The organism is Sphingomonas humi (genome assembly GCF_039536725.1).
GTDB lineage: Bacteria > Pseudomonadota > Alphaproteobacteria > Sphingomonadales > Sphingomonadaceae > Sphingomicrobium > Sphingomicrobium humi.
The window spans coordinates 424,282-446,043 of record NZ_BAAAZD010000001.1 but is presented as its reverse complement, the minus strand read 5'-3'; the positions used below and the strand labels follow the sequence as shown (position 1 = coordinate 446,043).

The 21,762-nt window shown below is 67.4% G+C and carries 23 protein-coding genes and 1 tRNA gene; 10 read left to right on the top strand and 14 right to left on the bottom strand.

The genetic code is table 11. The features are described from left to right. Positions 1 to 16 precede the first annotated feature (16 nt). On the bottom strand, positions 17 to 2,851 hold the full coding sequence (locus ABD729_RS02165) for a M16 family metallopeptidase (RefSeq protein WP_344708516.1): 2,835 nt from the start codon (positions 2,849 to 2,851) through the stop codon (positions 17 to 19). A 151-nt stretch (positions 2,852 to 3,002) separates the two neighbouring features. Between ABD729_RS02165 and ABD729_RS02160 the strand changes: the two genes are divergently transcribed. The 4 genes from ABD729_RS02160 (at position 3,003) to ABD729_RS02145 (ending at position 7,930) form a co-directional block, all read left to right on the top strand. Continuing rightward, the gene (locus tag ABD729_RS02160; RefSeq protein ID WP_344708515.1) at positions 3,003 to 4,019 is read left to right on the top strand and encodes a DHH family phosphoesterase; all 1,017 of its coding nucleotides are present in this window, start codon (positions 3,003 to 3,005) and stop codon (positions 4,017 to 4,019) included. Then, the gene (uvsE, locus tag ABD729_RS02155; RefSeq protein ID WP_344708514.1) at positions 4,020 to 5,198 is read left to right on the top strand and encodes a UV DNA damage repair endonuclease UvsE; all 1,179 of its coding nucleotides are present in this window, start codon (positions 4,020 to 4,022) and stop codon (positions 5,196 to 5,198) included. It abuts the gene before it with no gap. A 140-nt stretch (positions 5,199 to 5,338) separates the two neighbouring features. After that, complete coding sequence (locus ABD729_RS02150; protein ID WP_344708513.1) at positions 5,339 to 6,625, top strand: calcium-binding protein; 1,287 nt, start codon at positions 5,339 to 5,341, stop codon at positions 6,623 to 6,625. Between the two features lie 81 nt (positions 6,626 to 6,706). Then, positions 6,707 to 7,930 (top strand): calcium-binding protein, encoded by a 1,224-nt coding sequence (locus ABD729_RS02145; RefSeq protein ID WP_344708512.1) that lies wholly within the window; start codon positions 6,707 to 6,709, stop codon positions 7,928 to 7,930. 18 nt (positions 7,931 to 7,948) lie between these two features. Here ABD729_RS02145 and ABD729_RS02140 read toward each other — a convergent pair. The 6 genes from ABD729_RS02140 to ABD729_RS02115 form a co-directional block, all read right to left on the bottom strand. Continuing rightward, positions 7,949 to 8,024: transfer RNA gene (locus ABD729_RS02140), tRNA-Phe, on the bottom strand. A gap of 44 nt (positions 8,025 to 8,068) precedes the next feature. Further along, entirely contained in the window at positions 8,069 to 8,245 is a 177-nt protein-coding gene (locus tag ABD729_RS02135) for a DNA gyrase inhibitor YacG (protein WP_344708511.1), read from the bottom strand. After that, positions 8,235 to 9,179, bottom strand: a complete 945-nt coding sequence (locus tag ABD729_RS02130; RefSeq protein WP_344708510.1) for an Rne/Rng family ribonuclease — start codon at positions 9,177 to 9,179, stop codon at positions 8,235 to 8,237. The genes ABD729_RS02135 and ABD729_RS02130 overlap by 11 nt, the downstream gene beginning before the upstream one ends. Beyond that, positions 9,172 to 9,744: a Maf family protein gene (locus ABD729_RS02125; RefSeq protein WP_344708509.1), complete on the bottom strand. Its 573-nt coding sequence runs from the start codon at positions 9,742 to 9,744 to the stop codon at positions 9,172 to 9,174. Before ABD729_RS02125 ends, ABD729_RS02130 begins: the two co-directional genes overlap by 8 nt. Before the next feature lie 10 nt (positions 9,745 to 9,754). Then, entirely contained in the window at positions 9,755 to 10,006 is a 252-nt protein-coding gene (gene infA / locus ABD729_RS02120; RefSeq protein ID WP_029941555.1) for a translation initiation factor IF-1, read from the bottom strand. An 81-nt stretch (positions 10,007 to 10,087) separates the two neighbouring features. Beyond that, positions 10,088 to 11,413, bottom strand: coding sequence for a hemolysin family protein (locus ABD729_RS02115; protein ID WP_344708508.1), 1,326 nt, complete (start codon positions 11,411 to 11,413; stop codon positions 10,088 to 10,090). 136 nt (positions 11,414 to 11,549) lie between these two features. Here ABD729_RS02115 and ABD729_RS02110 point away from each other — a divergent pair, with 136 nt between their 5' ends. Continuing rightward, positions 11,550 to 12,218 carry a YiaD family glycine zipper/OmpA-like lipoprotein gene (locus tag ABD729_RS02110; RefSeq protein WP_344708507.1) on the top strand — a complete coding sequence of 223 codons (669 nt, stop codon included), beginning with the start codon at positions 11,550 to 11,552 and terminating at the stop codon, positions 12,216 to 12,218. Here the strand turns inward: ABD729_RS02110 and ABD729_RS02105 are convergent. From ABD729_RS02105 to ABD729_RS02095, 3 genes are read right to left on the bottom strand one after another with little or no spacing between them, the layout of a single operon-like run. After that, positions 12,193 to 12,459, bottom strand: coding sequence for a hypothetical protein (locus tag ABD729_RS02105; protein WP_344708506.1), 267 nt, complete (start codon positions 12,457 to 12,459; stop codon positions 12,193 to 12,195). The genes ABD729_RS02110 and ABD729_RS02105 overlap by 26 nt on opposite strands. Beyond that, positions 12,456 to 12,908, bottom strand: a complete 453-nt coding sequence (locus tag ABD729_RS02100; RefSeq protein WP_344708505.1) for a nucleoside deaminase — start codon at positions 12,906 to 12,908, stop codon at positions 12,456 to 12,458. Before ABD729_RS02100 ends, ABD729_RS02105 begins: the two co-directional genes overlap by 4 nt. 23 nt (positions 12,909 to 12,931) lie before the next feature. After that, the gene (locus ABD729_RS02095; protein ID WP_344708504.1) at positions 12,932 to 13,252 is read right to left on the bottom strand and encodes a hypothetical protein; all 321 of its coding nucleotides are present in this window, start codon (positions 13,250 to 13,252) and stop codon (positions 12,932 to 12,934) included. Between the two features lie 148 nt (positions 13,253 to 13,400). Here ABD729_RS02095 and rpmB point away from each other — a divergent pair, with 148 nt between their 5' ends. Beyond that, the gene (gene rpmB / locus ABD729_RS02090; RefSeq protein ID WP_344708503.1) at positions 13,401 to 13,691 is read left to right on the top strand and encodes a 50S ribosomal protein L28; all 291 of its coding nucleotides are present in this window, start codon (positions 13,401 to 13,403) and stop codon (positions 13,689 to 13,691) included. Positions 13,692 to 13,744: 53 nt separating this feature from the next. On the opposite strand, the gene ABD729_RS02085 is transcribed toward rpmB, so the two are convergent. Next, positions 13,745 to 14,692, bottom strand: coding sequence for an esterase-like activity of phytase family protein (locus ABD729_RS02085; RefSeq protein ID WP_344708502.1), 948 nt, complete (start codon positions 14,690 to 14,692; stop codon positions 13,745 to 13,747). Positions 14,693 to 14,837: 145 nt separating this feature from the next. Continuing rightward, entirely contained in the window at positions 14,838 to 16,658 is a 1,821-nt protein-coding gene (cobT, locus tag ABD729_RS02080) for a cobaltochelatase subunit CobT (protein WP_344708501.1), read from the bottom strand. 185 nt (positions 16,659 to 16,843) lie between these two features. Between cobT and ABD729_RS02075 the strand changes: the two genes are divergently transcribed. After that, positions 16,844 to 18,427: a M10 family metallopeptidase C-terminal domain-containing protein gene (locus ABD729_RS02075; RefSeq protein ID WP_344708500.1), complete on the top strand. Its 1,584-nt coding sequence runs from the start codon at positions 16,844 to 16,846 to the stop codon at positions 18,425 to 18,427. 48 nt (positions 18,428 to 18,475) lie between these two features. Here the strand turns inward: ABD729_RS02075 and cobS are convergent, their stop codons facing one another. After that, a complete protein-coding gene (gene cobS / locus ABD729_RS02070) occupies positions 18,476 to 19,480 on the bottom strand; it encodes a cobaltochelatase subunit CobS (RefSeq protein ID WP_344708499.1) in 1,005 nt (334 codons plus the stop codon). Between the two features lie 9 nt (positions 19,481 to 19,489). After that, positions 19,490 to 20,182: a winged helix-turn-helix transcriptional regulator gene (locus ABD729_RS02065; protein ID WP_344708498.1), complete on the bottom strand. Its 693-nt coding sequence runs from the start codon at positions 20,180 to 20,182 to the stop codon at positions 19,490 to 19,492. A gap of 66 nt (positions 20,183 to 20,248) precedes the next feature. Here ABD729_RS02065 and ABD729_RS02060 point away from each other — a divergent pair, with 66 nt between their 5' ends. From ABD729_RS02060 to ABD729_RS02050, 3 genes are read left to right on the top strand one after another with little or no spacing between them, the layout of a single operon-like run. Further along, a complete protein-coding gene (locus tag ABD729_RS02060) occupies positions 20,249 to 20,695 on the top strand; it encodes a VOC family protein (protein WP_344708497.1) in 447 nt (148 codons plus the stop codon). A gap of 3 nt (positions 20,696 to 20,698) precedes the next feature. After that, positions 20,699 to 21,373, top strand: a complete 675-nt coding sequence (locus tag ABD729_RS02055) for a glutathione S-transferase family protein (protein ID WP_344708496.1) — start codon at positions 20,699 to 20,701, stop codon at positions 21,371 to 21,373. Then, positions 21,370 to 21,759 (top strand): DUF1428 domain-containing protein, encoded by a 390-nt coding sequence (locus ABD729_RS02050; RefSeq protein ID WP_344708495.1) that lies wholly within the window; start codon positions 21,370 to 21,372, stop codon positions 21,757 to 21,759. The genes ABD729_RS02055 and ABD729_RS02050 overlap by 4 nt, the downstream gene beginning before the upstream one ends. The last annotated feature ends 3 nt before the right edge of the window (positions 21,760 to 21,762 follow it).

Sequence of the window (21,762 nt, the reverse complement as noted above, 5' to 3'; positions counted from 1 at the left end):
ACAGGTTGCAATCGCCCTAGCGCAAGGCGGGCTTGTCGAGCGACAGGTCGGACAGCGGGATCACCGTCACCTCGCCGAACCGCTTGCGCAGGTCGTCGGCGAACAGCTTGGCATCGCCGACGATGACGGTGGTGCTTCCGGCGGGGGCAAGAAGGCTGCGGGCCGCTTCACCGGCCTGCGCCGTGGTGACCCCGCGCACCGACGCCATGTAACGCCCGATCTCGCTCGGATCGACGCCGCTAAGGACAAAGCCCGAGACAATGTCGCCAAGGCCGTCGACCGTCTCCAGCTGGCGCCCGAAACCGCCGGTGATGAAGGCTTGCCGGGTTCCCATTTCGGCCGCCGGGATCGGCTCCGCGCCGAGCCGCTTCATCTCCTCGAGGATGAGGCCGAGCACTTCGGGCGCCGAAGCATTTTTGGTCTGCACCGCGGCGACCAGCCCGCCGGCCTGCCGTCCCGCCGACAGGCCGCTGCTGGCGCCATAGGAAAGGCCGCGCTTGATCCGGATTTCGCGGTTGAGGCGGGCACTGTAGCCGCCGCCGAGCACCGCATTGGCGATCATCGCCTGATAGTAGCGCGGGTCGGAGCGGGTGATCGCCTCCTTGGCCACCGCGACCGCCGCCTGGCTGGAGCCGGGCATGTCGACCACGATGATGCGGCCCTTGAGCGGCGCTTCGCCGGCGGCCGGCGCTGCGGTGGCGGCGGCCAGCGGGGCGCCTGCGCGCCAGTTTCCGAACGCCTGTTCGGCAAGCTGCCGGGCCTTGTCGGGCGCAATGTCGCCACTCAGCACCAGCACGCTCTTGTCGGGGCGAAAGGCCTGGCCGGCGGCCGCGGCCACATCGGCGCGGGTGATGGCCTTGAGCGATGTCTCGGTCCCGCCCGGGGGCGAGCCATAGGCGCCGGCGCCGAACACCGCGCGCGCGGTGGCGATGCGCGACAGGGCGCCCGGGTTCTGCAGCGCGAGCGTTGCATCGTCCACCGCCTGGCCCCGCGCGCGCTCAACCTCGTCGGGCGCGAAGGCCGCATTGGCGGCGACATCGGCCATGATGCCGAGCGCGGCGGGAAGGTTGGCGCTGCTGACGGTGAGGTCGAGGTTCATTCCCTCGTTGCCGGCGCCCGAGCCAAGTTGCCCGCCGAGCGCCTCGACCGCCGCGGCGATCTGGTCGGCGCTGCGGGTCGCGGTGCCCTTGGTGATGATGTCGGCCGCAAGCTTGTGGAGGCCCGCCTTGCCCTGCGGATCGGCGGTGCTGCCGTCGAGTGCGAGCAGGCTGGCATTGACCAACGGCAGGTTGGTCCGTGGCACGGTGATGACGGTAAGGCCATTGGCGAGTTTGGCGGTGACCGGCTGCGGCACGGTGACGGCAAGCGGTGCCGCGGGCTCGGGCGGGCGGATGCGCTGCGCGTCGCTCGCCTGGGTCACCAGCCGGATGTCGGCAGGGGCTTTCAGCGGAACGGTTACGACGGTGGGCGCAAGCGCGATCTTGTCGCCGCCGCTTTGCGTCGCGCCCTTGGGAGCGGGGAGATAGCGGATGGTGGCCGCGGTCTTGAGGTCGAGATATTTGGCGGCGACGCGCTGGATGTCCGCCGGGGTGACCTTGGCCAGCGCTGCGAGGCGCTTGTCCGCGGCGCGCGGATCGCGCTCGATGATGACCCCGTTGGCGAGGACTTCGGCCTTGCCCTCGACGGTCTCGCGGTCCTTGAGCGCGGCGGTCAGAAGCTCGTTGCGGGCCTCGGTCAGCTCGGCGGCGGAAACGGGTGCGGACGCCAGCCTGGAAAGCTCGGCACGCAGCGCGGCCTCGACCTCGGGAACGGTCTTACCCCCGGCAAGGATGGCGTAGGGGGCGAACAGGCCGGTGCCCTGCTTCTGTTCGGAATAGACCGACGCACTGGTCGCCAGTCGCGTGCGGATCAGCGCCTGGTTGAGGCGGCTGCTGTCGCCGCTCGCCAGCACCGCCTCGAGCAGTTCGAGCGCGGCGAAATCGGGCGAGCTGGCAGGCGGCAGGAGGAAGCTCATCACCACCGCGGGCAGCGGGGTGTTGGGCTCGGTCACCGTATAGCTGCGGGCGGCGGTGCGAGCGGGCTCCGCCATGGTGACCCGCGGGATGGTGCCCGCCGGCTTCCTGATCGGCGCGAAATAGCGGTCGACCCACTGGTCGAGGTCCGCCTGTTCAAAATTGCCGCTGACCACCAGCACCGCATTGTCGGGACGATAGTAAGTGGCGTGGAAGGCCCGCACGTCATCGATCGTCGCCGCGTCGAGCTGCTCGATGCTGCCGATGCCCGGCCGCGCGTAAGGGTGGCGCTGGTAGCTCACCATCGGGAGATAGTGGGAAAACAGCCGGCCGTAGGGACGGGCAAGACCGGTGCGCAGTTCCTCCTTCACCACGTCGCGTTCGGGCTTGAAGTTGGCATCGTCGACCACGAGGCTGCCCATCCGGTCGGCCTCGGCCCACAGCAGGCGCTGCAGGTGGTTGGCGGGCACCGTCTCATAGTAATTGGTGTAGTCGTCCGCCGTGCTGGCATTGTTGAACCCGCCGACGTCCTCGGTCAGGCGATCCATCTGTTCGGGCACCATGTTGCGGGTCGCCTTGAACATCAGATGCTCGAACAGGTGCGCGAAGCCAGAACGGCCGCGCGGATCGTCCTTGGACCCGACGTCGTACCACACCTGGACCGAGACGTTGGGGCTGGCGGTATCGCGCAGGGCATAGACCCGCAGGCCGTTGGCGAGCTTGCGTTCGGTGAAATCGAGCTGGGGAACCGACGTCGCGGTCTGCGCGGTGGCGGGCACTGCGCCAAGCGTGGTTCCGGCAAGGAAAAGGGCAGCAAGCAGGCGCGTCGATGCGGACAAAGTCAGTCTCCGAACTGGGGAATTTGTGTTGGCGCGACGGTGCGGCGGCGACCCGCCCCCGTCAAGCAACGCTTCGACGAGCGGGCGGCCGCGGGATACGGCCAAGGGGCCAGCGCGCGGAGCCGACAGGGGGCCGGCTCGTTTCCCGACCATGACGCAAGGCCCCGCCGTGACCGAGCAGCGCTTCCAGGCCTGGCTAGCCGAGCAGTCCGGGCCGCCGCTGATCCTCGGACATTTCGATGCCGACGGGCTGTCGGCGGTGGCAATCCTGGCCCGCTCGATCCCGCACGCCGAGGTGCGGCTGGTCGGCAAGGGCGAAACCCCGTGGACCGAGGCGGTGCGCGCCGAACTGGAGCAGCGTCGTCCCGCCGCCATCATCGCCACCGATCTCGGCGTGCGCGGGGGCGAGATCTTGCCGGGCACGCCGGTCTGCCTGATCGACCATCATGTGCCGACCGGGACGCCGGGCAAGGCGCTGGTGATCAGCGGCAATGGCGACACGCCCGAGCCGACCTCGGCGTTGCTGGCCTATTGGGCGTGCGGCAGTCCGGATGCCTTGTTGTGGCTCGCGGCGATGGGGCTTGTCGGCGACATGGCCGAGGAAGCGGGCTTTGCCGAAATGGCCGCGGCGCAGCAGCGCTACGGCAAGACCGCGCTTCGCAATGCCGTCAGCCTGGTCAACGCGCCGCGCCGCACCGCCTCCGCCGATGCGAAGCCGGCGCTGGCGCTGATGATGAAGTGCGACAGCCCGAAGGAGCTGTTGTCCGGCCGCCATCCCGAAACGGCGCTGCTGCTTGCCGCCAAGGAGGAGGTGAAGGCCGAGATGGAGGTCGCCCGCCGCGTCGCCCCAAAGGTGCGCGGCGAGGTGGCGCTGATCCCGGTCGACAGCCCGTGCCAGATCCATCCGCTGATCGCGCAAGCATGGCGCACGCGGCTGCGCGACAAGGTCGTGATCGCGGCGAACAAGGCCTACCGCCCGGGCTGGGTCCACTTCGCCGCGCGCACCGGTGCCGGCCACGACCTCATCCATTTCTTCGCCGAACGCCGGCCCGACGGCGCGGGCAGCGAATATGGCAGCGGCCACAAGGCAGCGAGCGGCGGCGCGCTCAAAATCCCCGACTGGAACCGCTTCATCGCGGACCTGGGCTTTCCCGAGGAGCAAATCTGAGTGAGCATCGACCCCAATCGTCCCTTGCGCCTCGGCTTTCCGGTCAAGGTCATGGGCGTCCCCGGCCTCAAGTCCGGCGACACGCGCCGCTGGCAGAAGGATCCGCACCTCAAGTGCAGCCTCGAGCATCTCGACAGCGTCCTCGACTATCTCAAGAAGGTCGAGATCGACATGTACCGGTTGAGCTCGGACATCGCGCCCTATGCGACCCACCCCGACATGCCGCAGTTCCATTCCATGGTCGCCGACAGCGATGCCGAACTGGCCGCGTTTGGCAGGAAGGCACGCGAACTCGACATCCGGCTGTCCTTCCACCCGTCGCAATATGTGCTTCTCAACAGCCCCAACGAGGATCTGACGCGCAAGAGCATCTGGGACCTGTCGAGCCAGGCCGAGATGCTCGACCGCATGGGCTGCGGGCCCGAAGCGGTGCTGGTGACGCATGTCGGCGGGGTCTACGACGACCGCGAGGCGTCACGCGCGCGCTGGCTCGAAGGCTATGCCAGATGCCCGGAGCATGTCCGGCGCCGGCTGGTGCTCGAGAATGACGACATCCGCTTCTCGGCCGCCGACGTGCTGTGGATCACCGAACGCTGCGGCGTCCCGTGCGTGTTCGATTACCAGCACTTCTGGTGCCTGAACCCCGAGCGGCTCGAGCTTCGCGACACCTTCGAGAAATTCCTCGCGACCTGGCCTGACGGCGTGCGGCCCAAGATGCATTTCTCCTCGCCCCGCACCGAGCTGCGCGAAGTGAAGCGCAAGATTTCGCCCAGGGAGCGGGAAGCGGCGATGGCGGGCAAGAAGAGCAGGTCGAAGGAACTGACCCGCGCCCCGGTCAAGGCCACCGCCAGGGTCAAGACCGTGCTCCTGCCGCCGATCTGGACCGGGCACAGCGACTTCACCAATCCATTCGAGTTCGCGACCTTCATGCGGATGGTCGACGGCCTCGAATTCGACGTGATGATGGAGGGCAAGGCCAAGGACGTGTCGATCATCAAGCTGCGCCCCGACCTCCTTCGCTTCGCCCCCGACGTGGCGGCGCGGTTCGGCATCTATCCCGACGATGCCGACGAGATGGCGGCGGCCGAACGGGCGCTCGAGCAGGGCGTCAGCGCGGAGGACGAGCCCGACGTCGACGAGGGCGGACTGGTCGGCGCGCCGGAAGCGGAAATGGCCTGAACCGCCACTGTGGCAGCGCTGCATCCCTGCCCCGCGGAATGTCTTTTTTTCGAAAAGCTGCAAACTGCGCCAAGGACTTAAGCACTCGTAAACTATTCCGACACATGTATGGTTAACAGCTCAGCAAGGGGTGCAAGAAAATGGCGCGTTTGGTCCTCACCGAGCCAGGTGAAGATGTTGATGTCGGCGGCAACGTCACGGTGATCGGGACGACTGCCCCGGACGAGGTGATTACCATCCTCCGTGGCAACATCGTGCTTGATCCTTCCTTCAATGCGGGCGGCGATACCGTTCGCCTGCCCGACATCGCTTCCTCCTTCACCATCCGGCTGTCGGGGGCCACGGCGACCATCGTCGGCCTGACCAGTTCGGTGACCATCCCGGTCGGCTCGGCCGGCCTGACGGTCGCGTTCGACGACGTGGCGCGGACGCTGAAGTTCGATACGACGCTCGGCTTTGTCACGTTGGGCGACCAGCGCGTCACCAGCAGCGAAACCGGGGTCCTTCCGTTCGGCGCGACCGGGCAATTGCTCGGCACCGAGGGCGCGGACACGGTCAACGGCACCGAAAGCCGCGACGTGATCGACGGTCTTGGCGGCAACGACACCATCAACGGGCTGGGCGGCGACGACTTCATCCGCGGCGGCGCCGGCAACGACACCATCAACGGCGGCGCTGGCAACGACGAGATTTACGGCGGCTCGGGCGACGACCGGATCATCGACGACATCGGCGACTTCGGCCTCATCTATGGCGGCCTCGGCAACGACAATATCTCGGTCAACAATCCGACCGGCACGTCCTTCACCATCAGCGGCGGCGACGGCGACGACGAAATCGTCGTGAACCTCGGGCCGATCGGCGTCGCCTACATCAATGCAGGCGCAGGGGCGGACAAGGTCGCTTCGGTCACGGAAGGGGCCGACGTAATCGTGACGCTTGGCGCGGGCCGCGACCAGCTGATCATCCCGGCGGGGGCACTTGCCGACGATCTAGGCGTGACGGTGGTGCAGGACTTCACCGTTGGGGCGACCGGCGACATCGTGGTGTTGAAGGATGCGCTGACCGCCGGCCTCACCAATTGGGATCCGGGCACCAATCCGTTTGCGACCGGGCACCTCCAGCTGGTGAACATCTTCGGCAACACCTACCTGCAGGTCGACCGCGACGGACCCGGCGGCCCGCTGAAAGCGCAGGATTTGATCGGCTTCGCAGGCGTCGCGCCGTCCGGCTTCACCGCCGAGAATTTCAATGGCTACGATCCCAAGGCCGCTCCCGGGGCAGCACTCGCTTCTTCCGCGCAGGTCGGTGACAGCCAGTCGAATCCGCTGGCCGTCGGACCCGACCTGGTCGGCGACACCGGCCTTGTCCGGATGGAGCTTCACGACACCCTCGGATTGCACACGGCCTATTACTTCTTCGCCTGACCGGCGATTGCGCCATGCGGCCCGCCTGCCTTATGGTGGGCGGGCCGAATTGACTGTCCAGCCAGAAGGGACAGCTCGATCATGGCGCGCGTCATCCTTACCCAGCCCAACGAGCATGTGGACGTCGGCGGCGACCTGACGGTGGTCGGCTCACGCGCCGGCGGCGAGGTCATCACGGTCATCCGGGGCACCATCGTCCTCGATCCGTCCTTCAATGCCGGCGGCGACACGGTGCGGATGCCCGACGACGCCGCCTTCTTCACCGTCCGGTTGAGCGGCGCGTCGGCCGTCATTGCGGGACTCGGCGTGTCGGTGACCATCCCCGTCGGCGCCGCGGGGCTGGAGGTCAGCTTCAATGACGTCAGCCGGACCCTGCTGTTCGAAAGCGCGACGTCGAAGGTGAAGCTCGGCGACCAGATCGTCACCGCTACCGCGACCGCTGTCGTTCCCGCCGGGGGCGTGCCGACCCTGGTCGGTACCGATGGGCCGGACATCATCACCGGTACCGACGGCAGTGACGTCATCGACGGGCTTGGCGGCGCGGACCGGATCAACGGCGGCGGCGGCAATGACGTCATCCGCGGCGGCGCCGGGGGCGACGACATCGACGGCTCGTTCGGCAACGACCAGCTTTACGGCGGGCCGGGCGACGACCGCATCGTCGATAATGACGGCACCTCGGCCTATCTCGATGGCGGGACCGGCAACGACTGGCTGGGGGTCGAGAATTACACTGGAACCAGCTTCACGCTGATCGGCGGCGATGGTGACGATTATATCGACGTCGCGGTCGGAAGCGGCGGGCTGTGCGTGATTGATGCCGGGGCCGGCCTCGACCGGGTGGTGATCGACAGCAACGGCATGCCGATCACCCTGACCCTCGGCAGCGGACGCGACCAGCTGGTGCTGGGCGAGGGAGCGCTGGCCAGCCCGAAGTTCGGACCGGTCACCGTTACCGATTTCCAGCCCGGCGCGATCGGCGACACGGTCGAATTCGTCGCGGCGCTGCTGGTTTCGGCAATCAACTGGGACGCTGGCAGCAATCCGTTCACCGCGGGCTATCTGCGGATCCTCGATCGCGATGGATCGGCCGTGCTGCAGTTCGACCGGGATGGGCCGTCCTCGACGCTGTACGGGTTTCGCGACGCGATCATCTTCACCGGGATCGCAAGCGCCGCGCTGACCCGCGAAAACCTCGAAGGCTTCGATCCGGCCGGAACCGCGGCCTCGCTCGCCTCAAGCCTCGAGTGGAATGCACAAGGCGCCAGCGTCCTGCCGCACTGGGACGTCGCGGCATTCGCCTGACGAGGAGGGGAGGGAGAATGGTGCCCAGAGCCGGGATCGAACCAGCGACACTGCGATTTTCAGTCGCATGCTCTACCAACTGAGCTATCTGGGCCCACACGCTCGCGGGCAGGCCATGCGGCCTTGCGAGCGGCTCCCCTAACGGGGCTCCTCGCCGCTGTCCAGCCCGGGATCGGCGGGCGGACCCGGAATGCGATAGCCTTCGCCAAGCCATTGCAGCAGGTCGCGATCCTTGCACCCGCGGCTGCAGAAGGGGGCGTGATCGGGCGACGCGGGCTTGGCGCACAGCGGGCAGGGCTTGGACTTAGCTGACATGGCCGCCGGAGATGGCGAGTGACGGGTCGGCCCGCAAGGTGATCTCGCCCCCGCGCTGGCGGGACAGGGTCGCCAGCCAGGGATCGTTCTTCTCGATCACCGCGATCACCGCGGGATGCGCGGCAAGGGTCGCCCGGCCGTGCCCCTGCGTCGCTGCGAGGCGCAGCAGGGCACGCGCCGCGAAGGCGGGCGGGTCGAGGGCCAGTTCGAGCAGCGAGGGACGCCGCCGCGGACGCACGACCTGCAACAGGCCAAAGCCGTTCACCGCGGTCCGCTCGAAACTTTCGCCAACCATCGCGGCGTCGAGCGCGTCCGCCGCGGCCTGGCGCGGAGCCTTGCCCGACGTGGTGGGCAGGTCGATGACGATGCTGCCCTGAAGATCGAGGCGGAGGATCGCTTCGCCCGCCGCCCGCGCGCCAGCCACGGCCAGATCCGCCGCGGGCAGGCGCCCGTCGACGTCGATCACGGTCATCGCCGGGGTCCAGGCCAGCCGCAGCTCGCCGCCGGCAAAGCGGACGATCCCGCTGGACGCTTCCTCGATCAGGTCGTCCCAGCCCAGGTCGGCGAGCCGGTCCTTGCCCGCGGGCGGAAAGGGAAGCTCGATGGCGTCGACCCCGCCGCCGATCCGCTCACCGAGGAAATGGCTTCCCAACGCGCGTTTCCAGGGTTCCGGACCGGGCAAGGCCGGCCGCGTGATCTGGAGGGGGAAGCGCGCGCCTTCGCTGATTCCGCCCGGCCGGCGGGTCAGCAGCACTTCCTGCCCATCGTCGAGGCGCGCGAGCGGCTGCGGCGCGACCGCGATCAGGCGGGCATCGACCACGCTTCCGGCTGGAAGGATGGAATCGGGAAGGATCCGGGCCGCGCGGATGCGGCTCTCCGCGATCTCGGCGAAGCGGGTCTCGCCGATGCCCGCTTCGACCAGCCACTCAGGCAAGCGGATAGCCTGCGCTTTTCAAGAGGTGCCGGGTCTCGGCCAGCGGCAGGCCGACGACGTTCGACCAGCTTCCGGCCATGAAGCGGACGTAGACTTCGCCATAGCCCTGCAGCGCATAGCCGCCCGCCTTGCCGAGCCATTCGCCATGGCCGGCGTAATAGTCGATTTCCTCTGCCGAGAGGTTTTTCATCGCGATGACGGTTTCGACCAAACGGGTGCGCAGCTTCTGCCCGGGCGCTGCCAGCGCGACTCCGGTCAGCACCTTGTGCCGGCGACCGGACAGCAGCGCCATGCACTTCCTGAGGGTCGCTTCGTCCTCGACCTTGGGCAGGATCCGCCGTCCCACCGCCACCACCGTGTCGGCGGCGAGGACCAGTGCGTCGGGCTCCAGTGCAGCGACCGCCTCCGCCTTTTCGGTAGCCAGCCGCAGCGCATGGGGGCGCGGCAATTCGCCCCTGGCGGGATCTTCGTCGATGTCGGCCGGCCGCACGGCGTCGGGGGTGACGCCGATCCGGGCAAGAAGGTCGAGGCGGCGCGGGCTCGCCGAGGCGAGAACCAGGCGCATCGGGCTCGTCCTAGCCGTTGTAGCCCGGCGGGCCGCCGCGACCCGGCATGAAGCGGTAGGTGATGCGACCCTTGGTGAGGTCGTAGGGGGTCAGTTCGACCAGCACTTCGTCGCCGGTCAGCACGCGGATGCGGTTCTTGCGCATCTTGCCTGCCGTATGCCCCAGAATCTCGTGGCCATTCTCGAGTTCGACGCGGAACATCGCGTTGGGCAGCAGTTCGACTACCCGCCCGCGCATCTCGAGAAGTTCTTCCTTGGCCATGCAGATCCTTTGTGGTGAACGATGAAAGAATAAGTCGCGCGGGCCCTTAGCGGCAGATGGCGCGAAAGTATAGGTGAGGCGTCAGTCGGGCGACTTGTCGCGCTTCGCCTTGCGGGTCACGAGCAACTTGTCGATCTTGCGCCCGTCGAGGTCGACGATCTCGAACCGCCAGCCGTCGTGGACGAAGTGCTCGCCCGTTTCGGGCAGGCGCTTCAAGACCGCCAGGGCAAAGCCGGCAACGGTGGAATAGTCGCGCTCGGAGCCAAGCGTAATCCCGAGCCGGTCCTCAAGGCAGTCGGCGGTCGCCGAGCCGCTGATCAGCCAGCTGCCGTCCTCGCGCTCCACGAGGGGTGGGTCGTCGTCCTCGACGTCGCTGGCGAAAGCACCGGCAAGCGCGGCGAGGATCGATCCCGGCGTCACGATCCCGTCGAGATGGCCATATTCGTCATGCACCAGTGCCAGGGGCACCTCGGCCGAGCGAAGCACGTTCAGCGCATCCATCGCGTCCATCACGTCGGGAATGACGATCGCCTTGCGCGACAGGCCGCGCAGGTCGAGCGGGCGGCCTTCCAGCATCGCGTCGAGCATGTCGCGGGTCTGGATCACCCCCACGATCTTCTCGATCGATCCTTCGGCGACCGGCAAGCGGCTGTGCGGCGTATCGGCCAGCGCGGCACGCAATTGCTGCGGATTGCTGTCGATGTCGATCCAGTCGACCTCGGTCCGCGGGGTCATCACCTCGCGCACCGGGCGGTCGGCGAGGCGGACGATGCCGCTGATGATCGCGCGCTCGGATTCCTCGAGCACGCCCGCGGTCTGCGCTTCGGCGACCACCAGATGGAGTTCCTCGGCGGTGACGTGATCCCGATTCTCGCGGTCGAGCCCGAGCAGTTTGAAGATCGCGGCGCTGCTCTTGTCGAGCACCCAGACGAAGGGTGCGGTCAGCTTGCTCAACCACAGCATCGGGCGGGCGACGATGACCGCGATCGGTTCGGGGCTGCGCAGCGCGAACTGCTTGGGCACCAGTTCGCCGACCACCACCGAGGCAAAGGTCGTCAGCACGATCACCAGCCCGAAGCCGATGTTGATCGAAAGCTCATGCTCGATCCCCAGCAGTTCGAGCCGCTGGGAAACGGGCGTTCCGAGGCGCGAACCCGACAGGGCGCCGGTGAGGATCCCGATCAGGGTGATCCCGATCTGCACCGTCGACAGGAATCGGCCCGGGTCGGCCGCCAGCTTGAGCGCGATCTTCGCGCCCCCGCTGCCGCCCTTCAAAAGCCCCTTCAGCCGCGCCTCGCGTGCGGAGACGATCGCCAGCTCGCTCATCGACATCACGCCGTTGAGGGCGATCAGCGCGAGGATCAGGACCAGGTCGAACCAGGGGAAGGGGAGCAGGGTGCCGCTCATCGAAGGGTCAGCTTCTAGACTCCACAAGGGGGATGCAGCAAGCGCTGCGATCGTTGTGGACGCGGAACTATCGATGCGGTCCGCCGGTTTCAGTCGCTCGCGTTTTAGTAGTCACGATCCGATTGGAGAATTTCGCATGACCAAGGGCAAGAAGCTGACGGTCGGCCTGATGGCCGCCTCGCTGATGGCGACCACCGCCTGCACCACCAACCCGGAAACGGGCAATCGCCGGATCAGCAACACCGGCCTCGGCGCGGTGCTGGGCGCTGCGGGCGGTTATCTGGTCGGCGACCTTCTGGGCGGCCGCAACAGCCGCACCGAGCAGATCATCGGCGCCGGTATTGGCGGCCTCGCGGGCGCCGCGGTCGGCCGCTACATGGACAATCAGGAAGCCGAGCTGCGGCGCGAGACGGCCGGCACCGGCGTCGACGTCATCCGCCAGGGCGACGACCTCATCCTGCGCATGCCGAGCGGGATCACCTTCGCCTACAACCGCTACGACATCCAGCCGCAGTTCCAGTCGACCCTGAACGAGGTCGCGAACACGCTGGCGCAGTACAACCAGACCTACATCGACATCTACGGCCACACCGATTCGACCGGGTCGGACGCCTACAACCAGTCGCTGTCGGAACGGCGCGCCGAATCGGTGGCGAGCTACCTGTCGAGCCGCGGCGTGGTCCGCGCCCGCATGGCGACCCGCGGCTTTGGCGAATCGCAGCTACTGGTGAACCCCGAAGTGACCGAAGCCGATCGCGCCGCCAATCGCCGGGTCGAGATCAAGGTCGTTCCGCTTCGTCAGTAACGATGTCGGAGGCGCCGTGCCCGGGTGCGGCGCCTCCCCTTTTCGACCTTTCAGCCTCCCTGCGACGCGCCTGTTCCGGCGCCCATTGCCGCCTGAGCCAGATGAGCCAGGCGAACACCGGCAGCAGGACGAGCGCCGCGACCAGATTGCGCGGTTCGGGGGTTCGGGCCCCCTCCCACCACCACACTGCGGCAGCGACCAGCGCGATGAAGGCCCCATAGATGAGGGTCCTTCGAATCATCGCCGCTCCGCAAAGAAGCGCCGCAGCTGCGCCGCCGCTTCCTCCTCGCCGATCCCGCCGAGAACGTCGGGCCGATGATGGCAGGTCGGCTGGCCGAACAGCCGCGGGCCGTTCACCACCGCGCCGCCTTTCGGATCCTCGGCGGCGAATCGCACTTCCTTCAACCGCGCGAGGGCGATCGCCCCGGCGCACATGGCGCAGGGTTCAAGGCTGACCCACAGGCTGCATTCGTCGAGCCGGCTGGTGCCGAGCACCTCGGCTGCGGCGCGCAGGACCACCATCTCGGCATGGGCGGTGGGGTCATGCCCCTCGCGCATCCGGTTGCGCCCTTCCGCAACGATGGCGCCGTTACGTGTGATCACCGCCCCGACCGGCACCTCGCCCGCCGCCGCCGCCTCGGCAGCGAGGTCGAGCGCACGGCGCATCGGCAGGGGCAGCGGGAAGCTCATGCCTCCCGCTAGCGCCCCCGGCCTTACCGCGTCGAGTCGGTAGTCGCCGGCTGCTGGCCGTTCGCGGGCTGCGCCTGCGGAGCGGCCGAGGCATTGCCGGTGCCGCCTGGCGCGATCCGGATCTCCGGCACCGGGACGGTGGCGCGGCCGCTGCCGACCTCGATCTTGCCGGTCTGGACATCGAACGCCGGCTTCTGCCCGCCCTTGATGACCACCCCGTCCGACCCGACCGCGACCGCCGGCACTTCGGCGGGGCGAGTCTGGCTGATGTTGACGAAGCCGGTCGCCACCAGCGCGATTGCGCCCACGATCAGCAGGATGAGAAGGAGGATGATGGCGCGCATGAAGGGGGAACTCCTGTTCGTTTCGCCTCGGTAACGCGCTAAGCGGGGCAGGGTTGCGGTTGACGCAAGCGGGCAAGGCCGTTAGGTGGCGGCGCTTTCCGGGTGCCCTCACAAGAGTGTGCCCTCGACCAATCACGGGATATATCCAATGGCGCGCGTGTGCGAGCTGACCGGCAAGGGCCGTCAGGTGGGCAACAATGTTTCCCACGCGAACAACAAGACCAAGCGGACCTTTCTGCCGAACCTGCAAAACGTCACGCTGATCAGCGACGAGCTTGGCAAGAGCATCAAGCTCCGCGTCTCGACCCACGGCCTGCGTTCGGTCGAGCATGTCGGCGGCCTCGACAACTGGCTGACCAAGACCAGCGAAGACAAGCTCGGCCCGGATGCCCGCAAGCTGAAGCGCGAGCTCGCCAAGAAGGCGAAGGCCGCGGCCTGATCTTCCGGTCGGGCCCCCGCCCGGCCAGTCGTATCTGAGCAAGGCTCCGGTCGTCAGGCCGGGGCCTTTCTCGTGTCCAGCGTCATCCGCAGCAGCAGCGTCCGCCGCCATCCGTCATTGTCGGTGACCGCCCACAGGATGGTGCGTCCGTCCGAATCGGCCTGCGCCGCCAGCCCTTCCACATTGTCGAGCGGCCCGAGCGGCAGGGTCGCGAAATTGACCAGGCGGTAGCCGGCCCCCGTGCGCTCCAGCCACGCCAGCCGGTCGGTCAGGCCCAGCAGCCCGATCTCGCGCACCGCGACCACGATCCGCCCGTCCGGCAGGCGGACCGCATCGGCGACCCCGCCGGTGGCGCCCGCCAGCGGCAGCGATCGCACGGCCGACATGCCGGTAACCCGCAGCACCAGCCTTCCCCCTTCGTGAAGTAGCAAAGTCGTCCCGCCGGCCGGGTTATCGACCATCGCCTCGATGCCCTTGTTGCTGCCCCACCCCGCGGACGGGAGCGGGAGTGGCAACTTTCTCGCGGTCCCATCAGCATCGAATCGCCACAGGCTGTGCCGGCTTTCGAAGGCAATGGTTCGGCCGCGGCCGTCGGCATCGACGATCATCGCTTCCGAATCGCGATATTTCTTGAAGGTCGGGTAGCCGGGACCGCCCGGGAGGTCGCTTACCAGCGCCGGCGCGGTGTCACCCTTGGGCGGCGCAAAGGTTACCAGCGCGCCACTGTCGCTTAATGCCTCCAGCCGGCCATCGGCACGCACGGCCAGCGCCGACAAGCCCATGACGCGGGCATCGTCGGCGCTCAGCGTCCAGGCGCCGTCGAGGGTCAGGCCTCTACCGACCGCACCCTGCAGGTCGACTTTCTGGAAGTGGAGGCGGGCAATTCGATCGGGGCGGGGGGTGCGGTCGGGCCAGTCCGTCTGACCGTCGGTCGCGAGCAGTAGAAAAGCTCCTGCAATCAACAGCTTGATGAATGATCGCTGCACATTCCATTCAGCCATGTTCAACCGCGAATCGCGCATACGGGCTTCAACGGATGGGCTTTTCCCCCTGTCGGCCCATCCGCTCCTGTCCCTCGCGTCGCGTATCGAGGGAGGGCCCGACGGTCAGTTGCGTAGTGCCGTCGGGCCCGTCCTGGAGCCCCCATCATCGATTGAGGTCGAACAGCCCCGCAAGCTGCTCGACAAGTGCACCGCCCAATTGTTCGGCATCCATGATCGTCACGGCGCGCGCGTAGTAGCGCGTGACGTCGTGGCCGATGCCGATCGCGGCGAGTTCCACCGGCGAGCGGCTTTCGATCCAGCCGATTACCTGCCGCAGATGCTTTTCGAGATACGCCCCGCCATTGGCACTGGCGGTCGAATCGTCGACCGGCGCGCCATCGCTGATGACCATCAGGATGCGGCGCTCCTCGGGCCGCGCAATCAGCCGGCCGTGCGCCCACAGCAGCGCCTCGCCGTCGATATTCTCCTTCAGCAGCCCTTCGCGCATCATCAGGCCGAGGTTGCGCCGCGAATGGCGGTACGGCTCGTCCGCGCGCTTGTAGACGATGTGGCGCAGGTCGTTGAGGCGCCCGGGCGAAGGCGGCCGCCCTTCGCCTAGCCAATGCTCGCGGCTCTGCCCGCCCTTCCACGCACGCGTCGTAAAACCGAGGATCTCGGTCGCCACCCCGCATCGCTCGAGCGTTCGGGCAAGGATGTCGGCGCAGATCGCCGCAATGCTGATCGGGCGCCCCCGCATCGATCCCGAATTGTCGATCAGCAGGCTGACCACCGTGTCCTTGAACTCGGTCTCGCGCTCGACCTTGTAGCTCAGCGAATGGCCGGGCGAGACGATCACCCGGGCCAGCCGCGCGGCGTCGAGCAACCCTTCTTCCTGATCGAAGTCCCACGACCGGGCCTGCTGCGCCATCAGCTTGCGCTGGAGCCGGTTGGCGAGCCGAGTCACGACCCCGCCGAGCGCCCCCATCTGCGTGTCGAGATAGGCGCGCAGGCGATTGAGCTCTTCCTCGTCGGTCAGGTCGGACGCTTCGACCACTTCGTCGAAGCGGGTCGTGAACGCGCGATACTCGCCGCTTAGCTCGGGCTCGTTGGGGCGCCGGTTGGGGCGCGCCGCGGCGGTGCTGTCGCCTTCCTGGCCGGGTTCCGAATCCTCGTCGTCGCTGTCCTCGGTGTCGTAATCTTCCTGCTCGTCCTCGCGGGTATCCTGTTCGGCGCGCTGCTCCATCTCGCCGCCCTGCGCGCCGGCATCCTGGTCCTGGTCGTCGTCCTGGTCGTCGCCCTGATCTTCGCCCTGGTCCTCGTCGCCGCCTTCGTCGGGCTCCTCGTCGGGGGTCTCGTCGGCCGCGGCGAGGTCGAGGTCCTCGAGCAGCTTTCGGGCAAGCGCGGCAAAGGCGAGCTGGTCGTCAAGCGCGAGCGCGAGGGCATCGAGGTCGCTGCCCGCCTTGTCCTCGATCCAGTCGCGAACAAGGTCGAGCCCGCGGGCCGCGGCCCCCGGCGGCGGCGCCCCGGTCAGCCGCTCGCGCGCAAGCAGCCCGAGCGCGGTCGCCAGCGGCACTTCCTCGGCGGTGCGGGCCCGGGTAATCGCGTCGCTGCGCACCCGCGCCTCGGCCAGTTCGGCAAGGTTGTCGCGAACGCCGGCCATCGCCCGGCTGCCGAGCGCTTCGACCCGCGCGCCTTCCAGCGCATCGAACACCGCGCGGGCTTCGAAGTCGGCGGGCGACTGGCTGTTATGAACGCCCGCGTCATGATGGCGAAGCCGGAGCGCCACCGCGTCAGCCGCCCCGCGCGCCTCGGCGACCAGCCTGGGCGCAAGCCCTGGGCCGGGAGACACGACCCGCGCCACCCGTCCGCCCTGTGCGCCGCTTTCGGACGCAAAGGCGACTTCCACCTCCGGATCGCGGGCAATCGCCCGGGCGGTGCCGGCAAGCACGGTGCGGAAACGATCGAGCGGCGTGGTCTCTGGCATGGGCCGTACCGCTCTACCGCCTTGCGCGCCGAACCAACAGTCCCGTTTCGAGAAGCATCACCGCTGCCTTCTCAAGCACTTAGGGTAAATGGCCGATTGACTCCTTCCTCCCGGCATCCCAGCCTGCGGGATCTTCGGCCGTGCCCGGTACCTGCGGCGCGGCGTCTGCCAAGGGAGAAGCAAGCATGCCCGTGTTGAAGCACAGCGCCGTCGACGGCGTGGTGGGAAGGCCGCAGGGCGCAAGCCTCGATCCCAAGGCTGGCGAAACCTATGCGGGCAAGCCGGTCTACACCCTCGACCAGGTCGTCGGTCAGATCGATTCGGGGGCGCGGCTGACCGATGGCAACGGGATCATCACCTACACCTTCCTGACCAAGGACCAGCTGACCGGGCTGTACAACAACCCGACCATCGGCTTCTCCGCAGCGGCCGGTCTGTCGCCGTTCAGCGAAGTGCAGAAGGCCGAAGCGCGGCTGTCGATCCAGCTGTGGGACGACCTCATCCCGTTCAAGTTCGCCGAAAGCAACGGCACGGGCGCCGATATCTCCTTCGCCAATTCGCTCGATCCGGCACAGGCCTACGCTTACTATCCGGAAAAGACCGGCTGGAAGTTCCAGAGCGACGTCTTCATCAACGATCCTTACGTCGATAACGTCACCAACCTGTGGTTCGGGGGCGGCGGCTATGGTTCGACCACGCTGGTTCATGAGATCGGCCACACGCTCGGCCTGTCGCACCCCGGCGACTATAATTACGATCCGGCGCTCGACCTGACCTACGCCAACTATGCCGAATATGCGCAGGACAGCACCCAATACAGCATCATGAGTTACTGGGACGGCGACGTCACCGGGCAGTTCACCCGCAACTGGCTGACCCAGCAGGTCGCCTATGCGCAGACCCCGATGCTGCACGACGTGCTGACCATCCAGACCATGTACGGCAAGGACCTGACCACCCGCGCGGGCGATACGGTCTACGGCTTCAATTCGACCGCCGACCGGCTGGTGTTCGATTTCGCCAAGAACCCCTATCCCAACGTCACCATCTACGATGCCGGCGGCGTCGACACGCTCGACCTGTCGGGCTTCAAGGCGGGCAATTTCATCGACCTCCACGCCGGCTCGTTCAGCTCGGTCGGCCAAGCCATCCCGACCATCGCCGAGGTCAACGCCGCCCGCGACGCGCTCGGCGACCAGCTCTCGATCAACTTCCGCGACTGGACCCAGAAGGACCTCGATGCGGCGGTCCGCACGGTGCTTCCCGCGATCAGCAAGGCGATCGCGGGGGATACCGGCGTCACCGGGGTCAACGCGACCGAATATATGAACCTCTCGATCGCCTATGGCACCACCATCGAGAACGCGATCGGCGGTTCGGGCCGTGACGTGATCTGGGGGAACGAGGTCGCCAACCGGCTCGACGGCGGGGACGGCGACGACGTGCTGAACGGCTTCGAGGGCGCCGACACCCTGTTCGGCGGCCGCGGCAATGACACCTTCAAGTTCACTGTGGTCGAGAAGGGCGACATCATCGCCGACTTCGCCAGGGGGGACAGGATCGACCTGTCCGGGATCGATGCCAATGCGAACGCCGCCAGGGACCAGGCTTTCTCGTGGATCGGCGGCAAGGCCTTCAGCGGCGCGGCGGGCGAGCTGCGCTACTCGGGCGGCCTGATCGAAGGCGACGTCAACGGCGACGGCGTCGCGGATTTCAGCGTGAAGCTGCTCGGTGCCCCGGTGCTCGGGACCAGCGACTTCATCTTCTGACCGAAGCGTGGCCCGCCGGTCCGGTGCCGGCGGGTCACCGCTTTGGCTTCACGCCTTGCCGGCGATGCTTTCCGGCAAATCCTTGCCGAACACGCGCTGATACATTTCCGCGATCAGCCCGCGCTCGCTTTCGTCGCACTTGTTGAGGAACGACACGCGGAAGGCGAAGCCGGCGTCGCCGAAGATCAGCGCGTTCTGGGCCCAGCTGATCACCGTGCGCGGGCTCATCACGGTAGAAATATCACCGTTGATGAAGGCCGAGCGGGTGAGGTCGGCGACCTTGACCATCTGCTCCACCGTCTTGCGGCCGTCGGGCTTGTCATATTCGCCCGACTTGGCGAGCACGATCTGCGCCTCGGTCGCGGCGGGCAGGTAGTTCAACGTGGTGACGATGTTCCAACGGTCGAGCTGGCCCTGATTGAGCGCCTGCGTGCCGTGATAGAGCCCCGTGGTGTCGCCAAGGCCGATGGTATTGGTCGTCGCGAACATCCGGAAATTGGGATTGGGGCGAATCACCCGGTTCTGGTCGAGCAGGGTCAGCTTGCCCTCGACCTCCAGCACGCGCTGGATCACGAACATGACGTCGGGGCGGCCCGCGTCATATTCGTCGAACACCAGCGCGACCGGATGCTGCAGCGCCCACGGCAGCAGGCCTTCGCGAAACTCGGTCACCTGCTGGCCGTCGCGCAGCACGATCGCGTCGCGCCCGATAAGGTCGATGCGGCTGATATGCGCATCGAGGTTGATGCGGATGCACGGCCACTTCAGCCGCGCCGCCACCTGCTCGATATGGGTCGATTTACCGGTGCCGTGATAGCCCTGGACCATCACCCGCCGGTTGCGCGCGAACCCGGCGCAGATCGCCAGCGTGGTGTCGGGATCGAACACATAGGCGGGGTCGAGGTCGGGCACCCGCTCGTCGGCTTCGGAAAAGGCCGGCACCTCCATGTCGCTGTCGATGCCGAAGGCGTCGCGCACCTTCACCATCCGGTCGGGCGCGCTCATCAGCGTTTCGCCGCTGGGCATCTGATTTTCGTTCGACATGTCGGCCATGAAGGGCCCTTAGCTGGGGCCCCGCGCGGTCTCAACCTTCGGGGGCAGGGTGAAGAGGGTAAGGAAACGCCTTGCCAGCGCTTCGTCTCCTCCAAAAGCGAGACCTTCGGCCGGTGCGCCGCCATAGACCACCGCTGCGACCTGCTCGGGACTGCCGGTGATGTCGGCCGCCCGCTCGTCCGAAAGGCCGCGCGTGACCCGCACCCGACCCTTGCGGACGCGGGCGGTGAAGGGCTCGCCGTTGAGGATGAAACCGATTCGTTGGTCGACCCCGCGCGCCTTTTTCGCATCGATCATCGTCTCGAAGCTCATCATGATCGAGGTCGGGCTGAGTGGAAGCGACGGGTCGTGCCCTGGCGACCGCGCGGCGAAGCGGCCAAGCTCGATGATCACCGGCTTGATCTCGAGCCCCCACGGGGTCGCCTGATAGGCATCGCGCGCGGCGGGCGGCGGCAGACGGACTTTGGCCAGCAGCCCGCGCCGTTCCAGATCCTCGAGGCGCTGGCTCAGCACATTGGCGCTGATCCCGGGAACGTCGCGGCGGAGATCGGAAAAGCGGCGCGGCCCATAGATCAGCTCGCGCATGAGCAGCAGGGTCCAGCGATCGCCCACCAGTTCGAGCCCGTGGGCGGTCCCGCAAGCGTCGTCATAGAGACGCTTGGTCTCTGATCCTGCCCGGCTGGTCACTTTTTCTAACTGCACGGTTGCAATATATGACGGACGGGAGCAGCCTTCAAGCGTTCCGATTCGCCTGAAGGAGGGAAGCCCATGGCGCGAATGATCTTCATCAACCTGCCGGTCACCGATCTGGCCCGCTCAAAGGCCTTTTATGAGGCCATCGGTTTCCGCAACGAGCCGAAGTTCAGCAACGACCAGGGCGCGATGATGGTGTTGAGCGACACCATCTCGATCATGCTGCTGACCCACGACTTCTATTCCAGCTTCCACACCCGTCCGATCGGCGACACGCACAAGGAAAGCCGGATGCTGCTCTGCTTCTCGTGCGACAGCCGCGAGGAGGTCGACCGGATCATCGACACCGTCGCTGCCAACGGCGGCAAGATCGACCAGTCGCCCAAGAGCGAAGCCGAGGAAGGCGGGCCGATGTACGGCCGCGACTTCGAGGATCCCGACGGGCACCAGTGGGAGCCGATGTGGATGGACCCGACCTTTGCCGAACAGGGCGCCCACCCGGCCGAACCCGCGGAGGCCTGAGCCATGCCCCTCGTCGACCAGGCGCCGATCCAGATCACCACCTTCGGCTGGGTCCCGCCCTTCGCCCGCGGCCAGGTCCGCGACCTTCGCGTCCGCTGGGCGCTGGAGGAAATCGGGCTCGACTATTGCGTCCGCACCGTCGGCCCCGTTCCGCCCGGCTACGAACGCGAGCAGCCCTTCTGCCAAGTCCCGGCCTATCGCGAGGGCGACCTCCAGCTGTTCGAAAGCGGCGCGATCGTCCAGCATATCGGCGAAAAGGACGAGCGCCTGCTGCCGCGCGATTCCGTCGCCCGCGCCCGCGCCATCCAGTGGACCTATTCGGCGCTCAACAGCGTCGAACCCTATGTAATGGCGCTCGCCGCCCTCGACGCTTTCTACCCGGGCGAGGAATGGGCCAGGCTTCGCAAGCCAAGCGCCCGCGAGGAACTTGGCAAGCGATTTTCGCGCGTGGCCGACTGGCTTGGCGACAACCAGTGGCTGGAAGGCGACCGTTTCACCATCGGCGACCTGATGATGATCGCCGTGCTCCGGATCATGGGCGACGAAGGCGGCCCGGTCGCCGAGCATCCTGCCCTCGACGCCTATCGCGCACGCGGCCTTGCCCGGCCCGCCTTCCAGCGCGCGCTCGCCGACCAGCTCGCGCTCTACGCCGACAAGCCCAAGGGAGAAGCTGCATGAGCTACATCGACGGATTCGTCCTGCCCCTGCACCCCAACAAGCACGACGCCTACAAGGCCATCGCCGAAACCTTCGCGCGCGAGGCCGCCAAGCTTGGCGGAATCTCGATCGAAACCCTTGGCGACGGCCTCGAGCCCGGCAAGCTCACCAGCTTTCCGCAAGCGGTCCACGCCGAGGAAGGCGAGAACGTCGTCTTCTCCTTCGTCATCTGGCCCGACAAGGCGACCCGCGACGCCGGCTGGGAAAAGATCATGGGCATGCCCGAGCTTCAGCCGCAGGGCGACATGCCGTTCGACGGCAAGCGCATGTTCTGGGGCGGCTTCACGCCGCTGGTCGGGCTCGATGCCCTCGAAACGCTGCTCGCGTCGCGTAAGGTGGAGGCCTGAACC

Excerpts from the sequence above, each read along its gene's own strand:
- ABD729_RS02135 (WP_344708511.1), bottom strand. The coding sequence starts at position 8,245 with ATGTCAGCTAAGTCCAAGCCCTGCCCGCTGTGCGCCAAGCCCGCGTCG.
- infA (WP_029941555.1), bottom strand. The coding sequence starts at position 10,006 with ATGGCCAAGGAAGAACTTCTCGAGATGCGCGGGCGGGTAGTCGAACTG.
- ABD729_RS02100 (WP_344708505.1), bottom strand. The coding sequence starts at position 12,908 with ATGAGCTTCCCGCTGCCCCTGCCGATGCGCCGTGCGCTCGACCTCGCT.
- ABD729_RS02085 (WP_344708502.1), bottom strand. The coding sequence starts at position 14,692 with ATGGCTGAATGGAATGTGCAGCGATCATTCATCAAGCTGTTGATTGCA.
- ABD729_RS02125 (WP_344708509.1), bottom strand. The coding sequence starts at position 9,744 with ATGCGCCTGGTTCTCGCCTCGGCGAGCCCGCGCCGCCTCGACCTTCTT.
- ABD729_RS02095 (WP_344708504.1), bottom strand. The coding sequence starts at position 13,252 with ATGCGCGCCATCATCCTCCTTCTCATCCTGCTGATCGTGGGCGCAATC.
- ABD729_RS02060 (WP_344708497.1), top strand. The coding sequence starts at position 20,249 with ATGGCGCGAATGATCTTCATCAACCTGCCGGTCACCGATCTGGCCCGC.
- ABD729_RS02075 (WP_344708500.1), top strand. The coding sequence starts at position 16,844 with ATGCCCGTGTTGAAGCACAGCGCCGTCGACGGCGTGGTGGGAAGGCCG.
- ABD729_RS02115 (WP_344708508.1), bottom strand. The coding sequence starts at position 11,413 with ATGAGCGGCACCCTGCTCCCCTTCCCCTGGTTCGACCTGGTCCTGATC.
- rpmB (WP_344708503.1), top strand. The coding sequence starts at position 13,401 with ATGGCGCGCGTGTGCGAGCTGACCGGCAAGGGCCGTCAGGTGGGCAAC.
- ABD729_RS02110 (WP_344708507.1), top strand. The coding sequence starts at position 11,550 with ATGACCAAGGGCAAGAAGCTGACGGTCGGCCTGATGGCCGCCTCGCTG.
- ABD729_RS02105 (WP_344708506.1), bottom strand. The coding sequence starts at position 12,459 with ATGATTCGAAGGACCCTCATCTATGGGGCCTTCATCGCGCTGGTCGCT.
- ABD729_RS02050 (WP_344708495.1), top strand. The coding sequence starts at position 21,370 with ATGAGCTACATCGACGGATTCGTCCTGCCCCTGCACCCCAACAAGCAC.
- cobS (WP_344708499.1), bottom strand. The coding sequence starts at position 19,480 with ATGGCCGACATGTCGAACGAAAATCAGATGCCCAGCGGCGAAACGCTG.
- ABD729_RS02055 (WP_344708496.1), top strand. The coding sequence starts at position 20,699 with ATGCCCCTCGTCGACCAGGCGCCGATCCAGATCACCACCTTCGGCTGG.
- ABD729_RS02160 (WP_344708515.1), top strand. The coding sequence starts at position 3,003 with ATGACGCAAGGCCCCGCCGTGACCGAGCAGCGCTTCCAGGCCTGGCTA.
- ABD729_RS02150 (WP_344708513.1), top strand. The coding sequence starts at position 5,339 with ATGGCGCGTTTGGTCCTCACCGAGCCAGGTGAAGATGTTGATGTCGGC.
- ABD729_RS02145 (WP_344708512.1), top strand. The coding sequence starts at position 6,707 with ATGGCGCGCGTCATCCTTACCCAGCCCAACGAGCATGTGGACGTCGGC.
- cobT (WP_344708501.1), bottom strand. The coding sequence starts at position 16,658 with ATGCCAGAGACCACGCCGCTCGATCGTTTCCGCACCGTGCTTGCCGGC.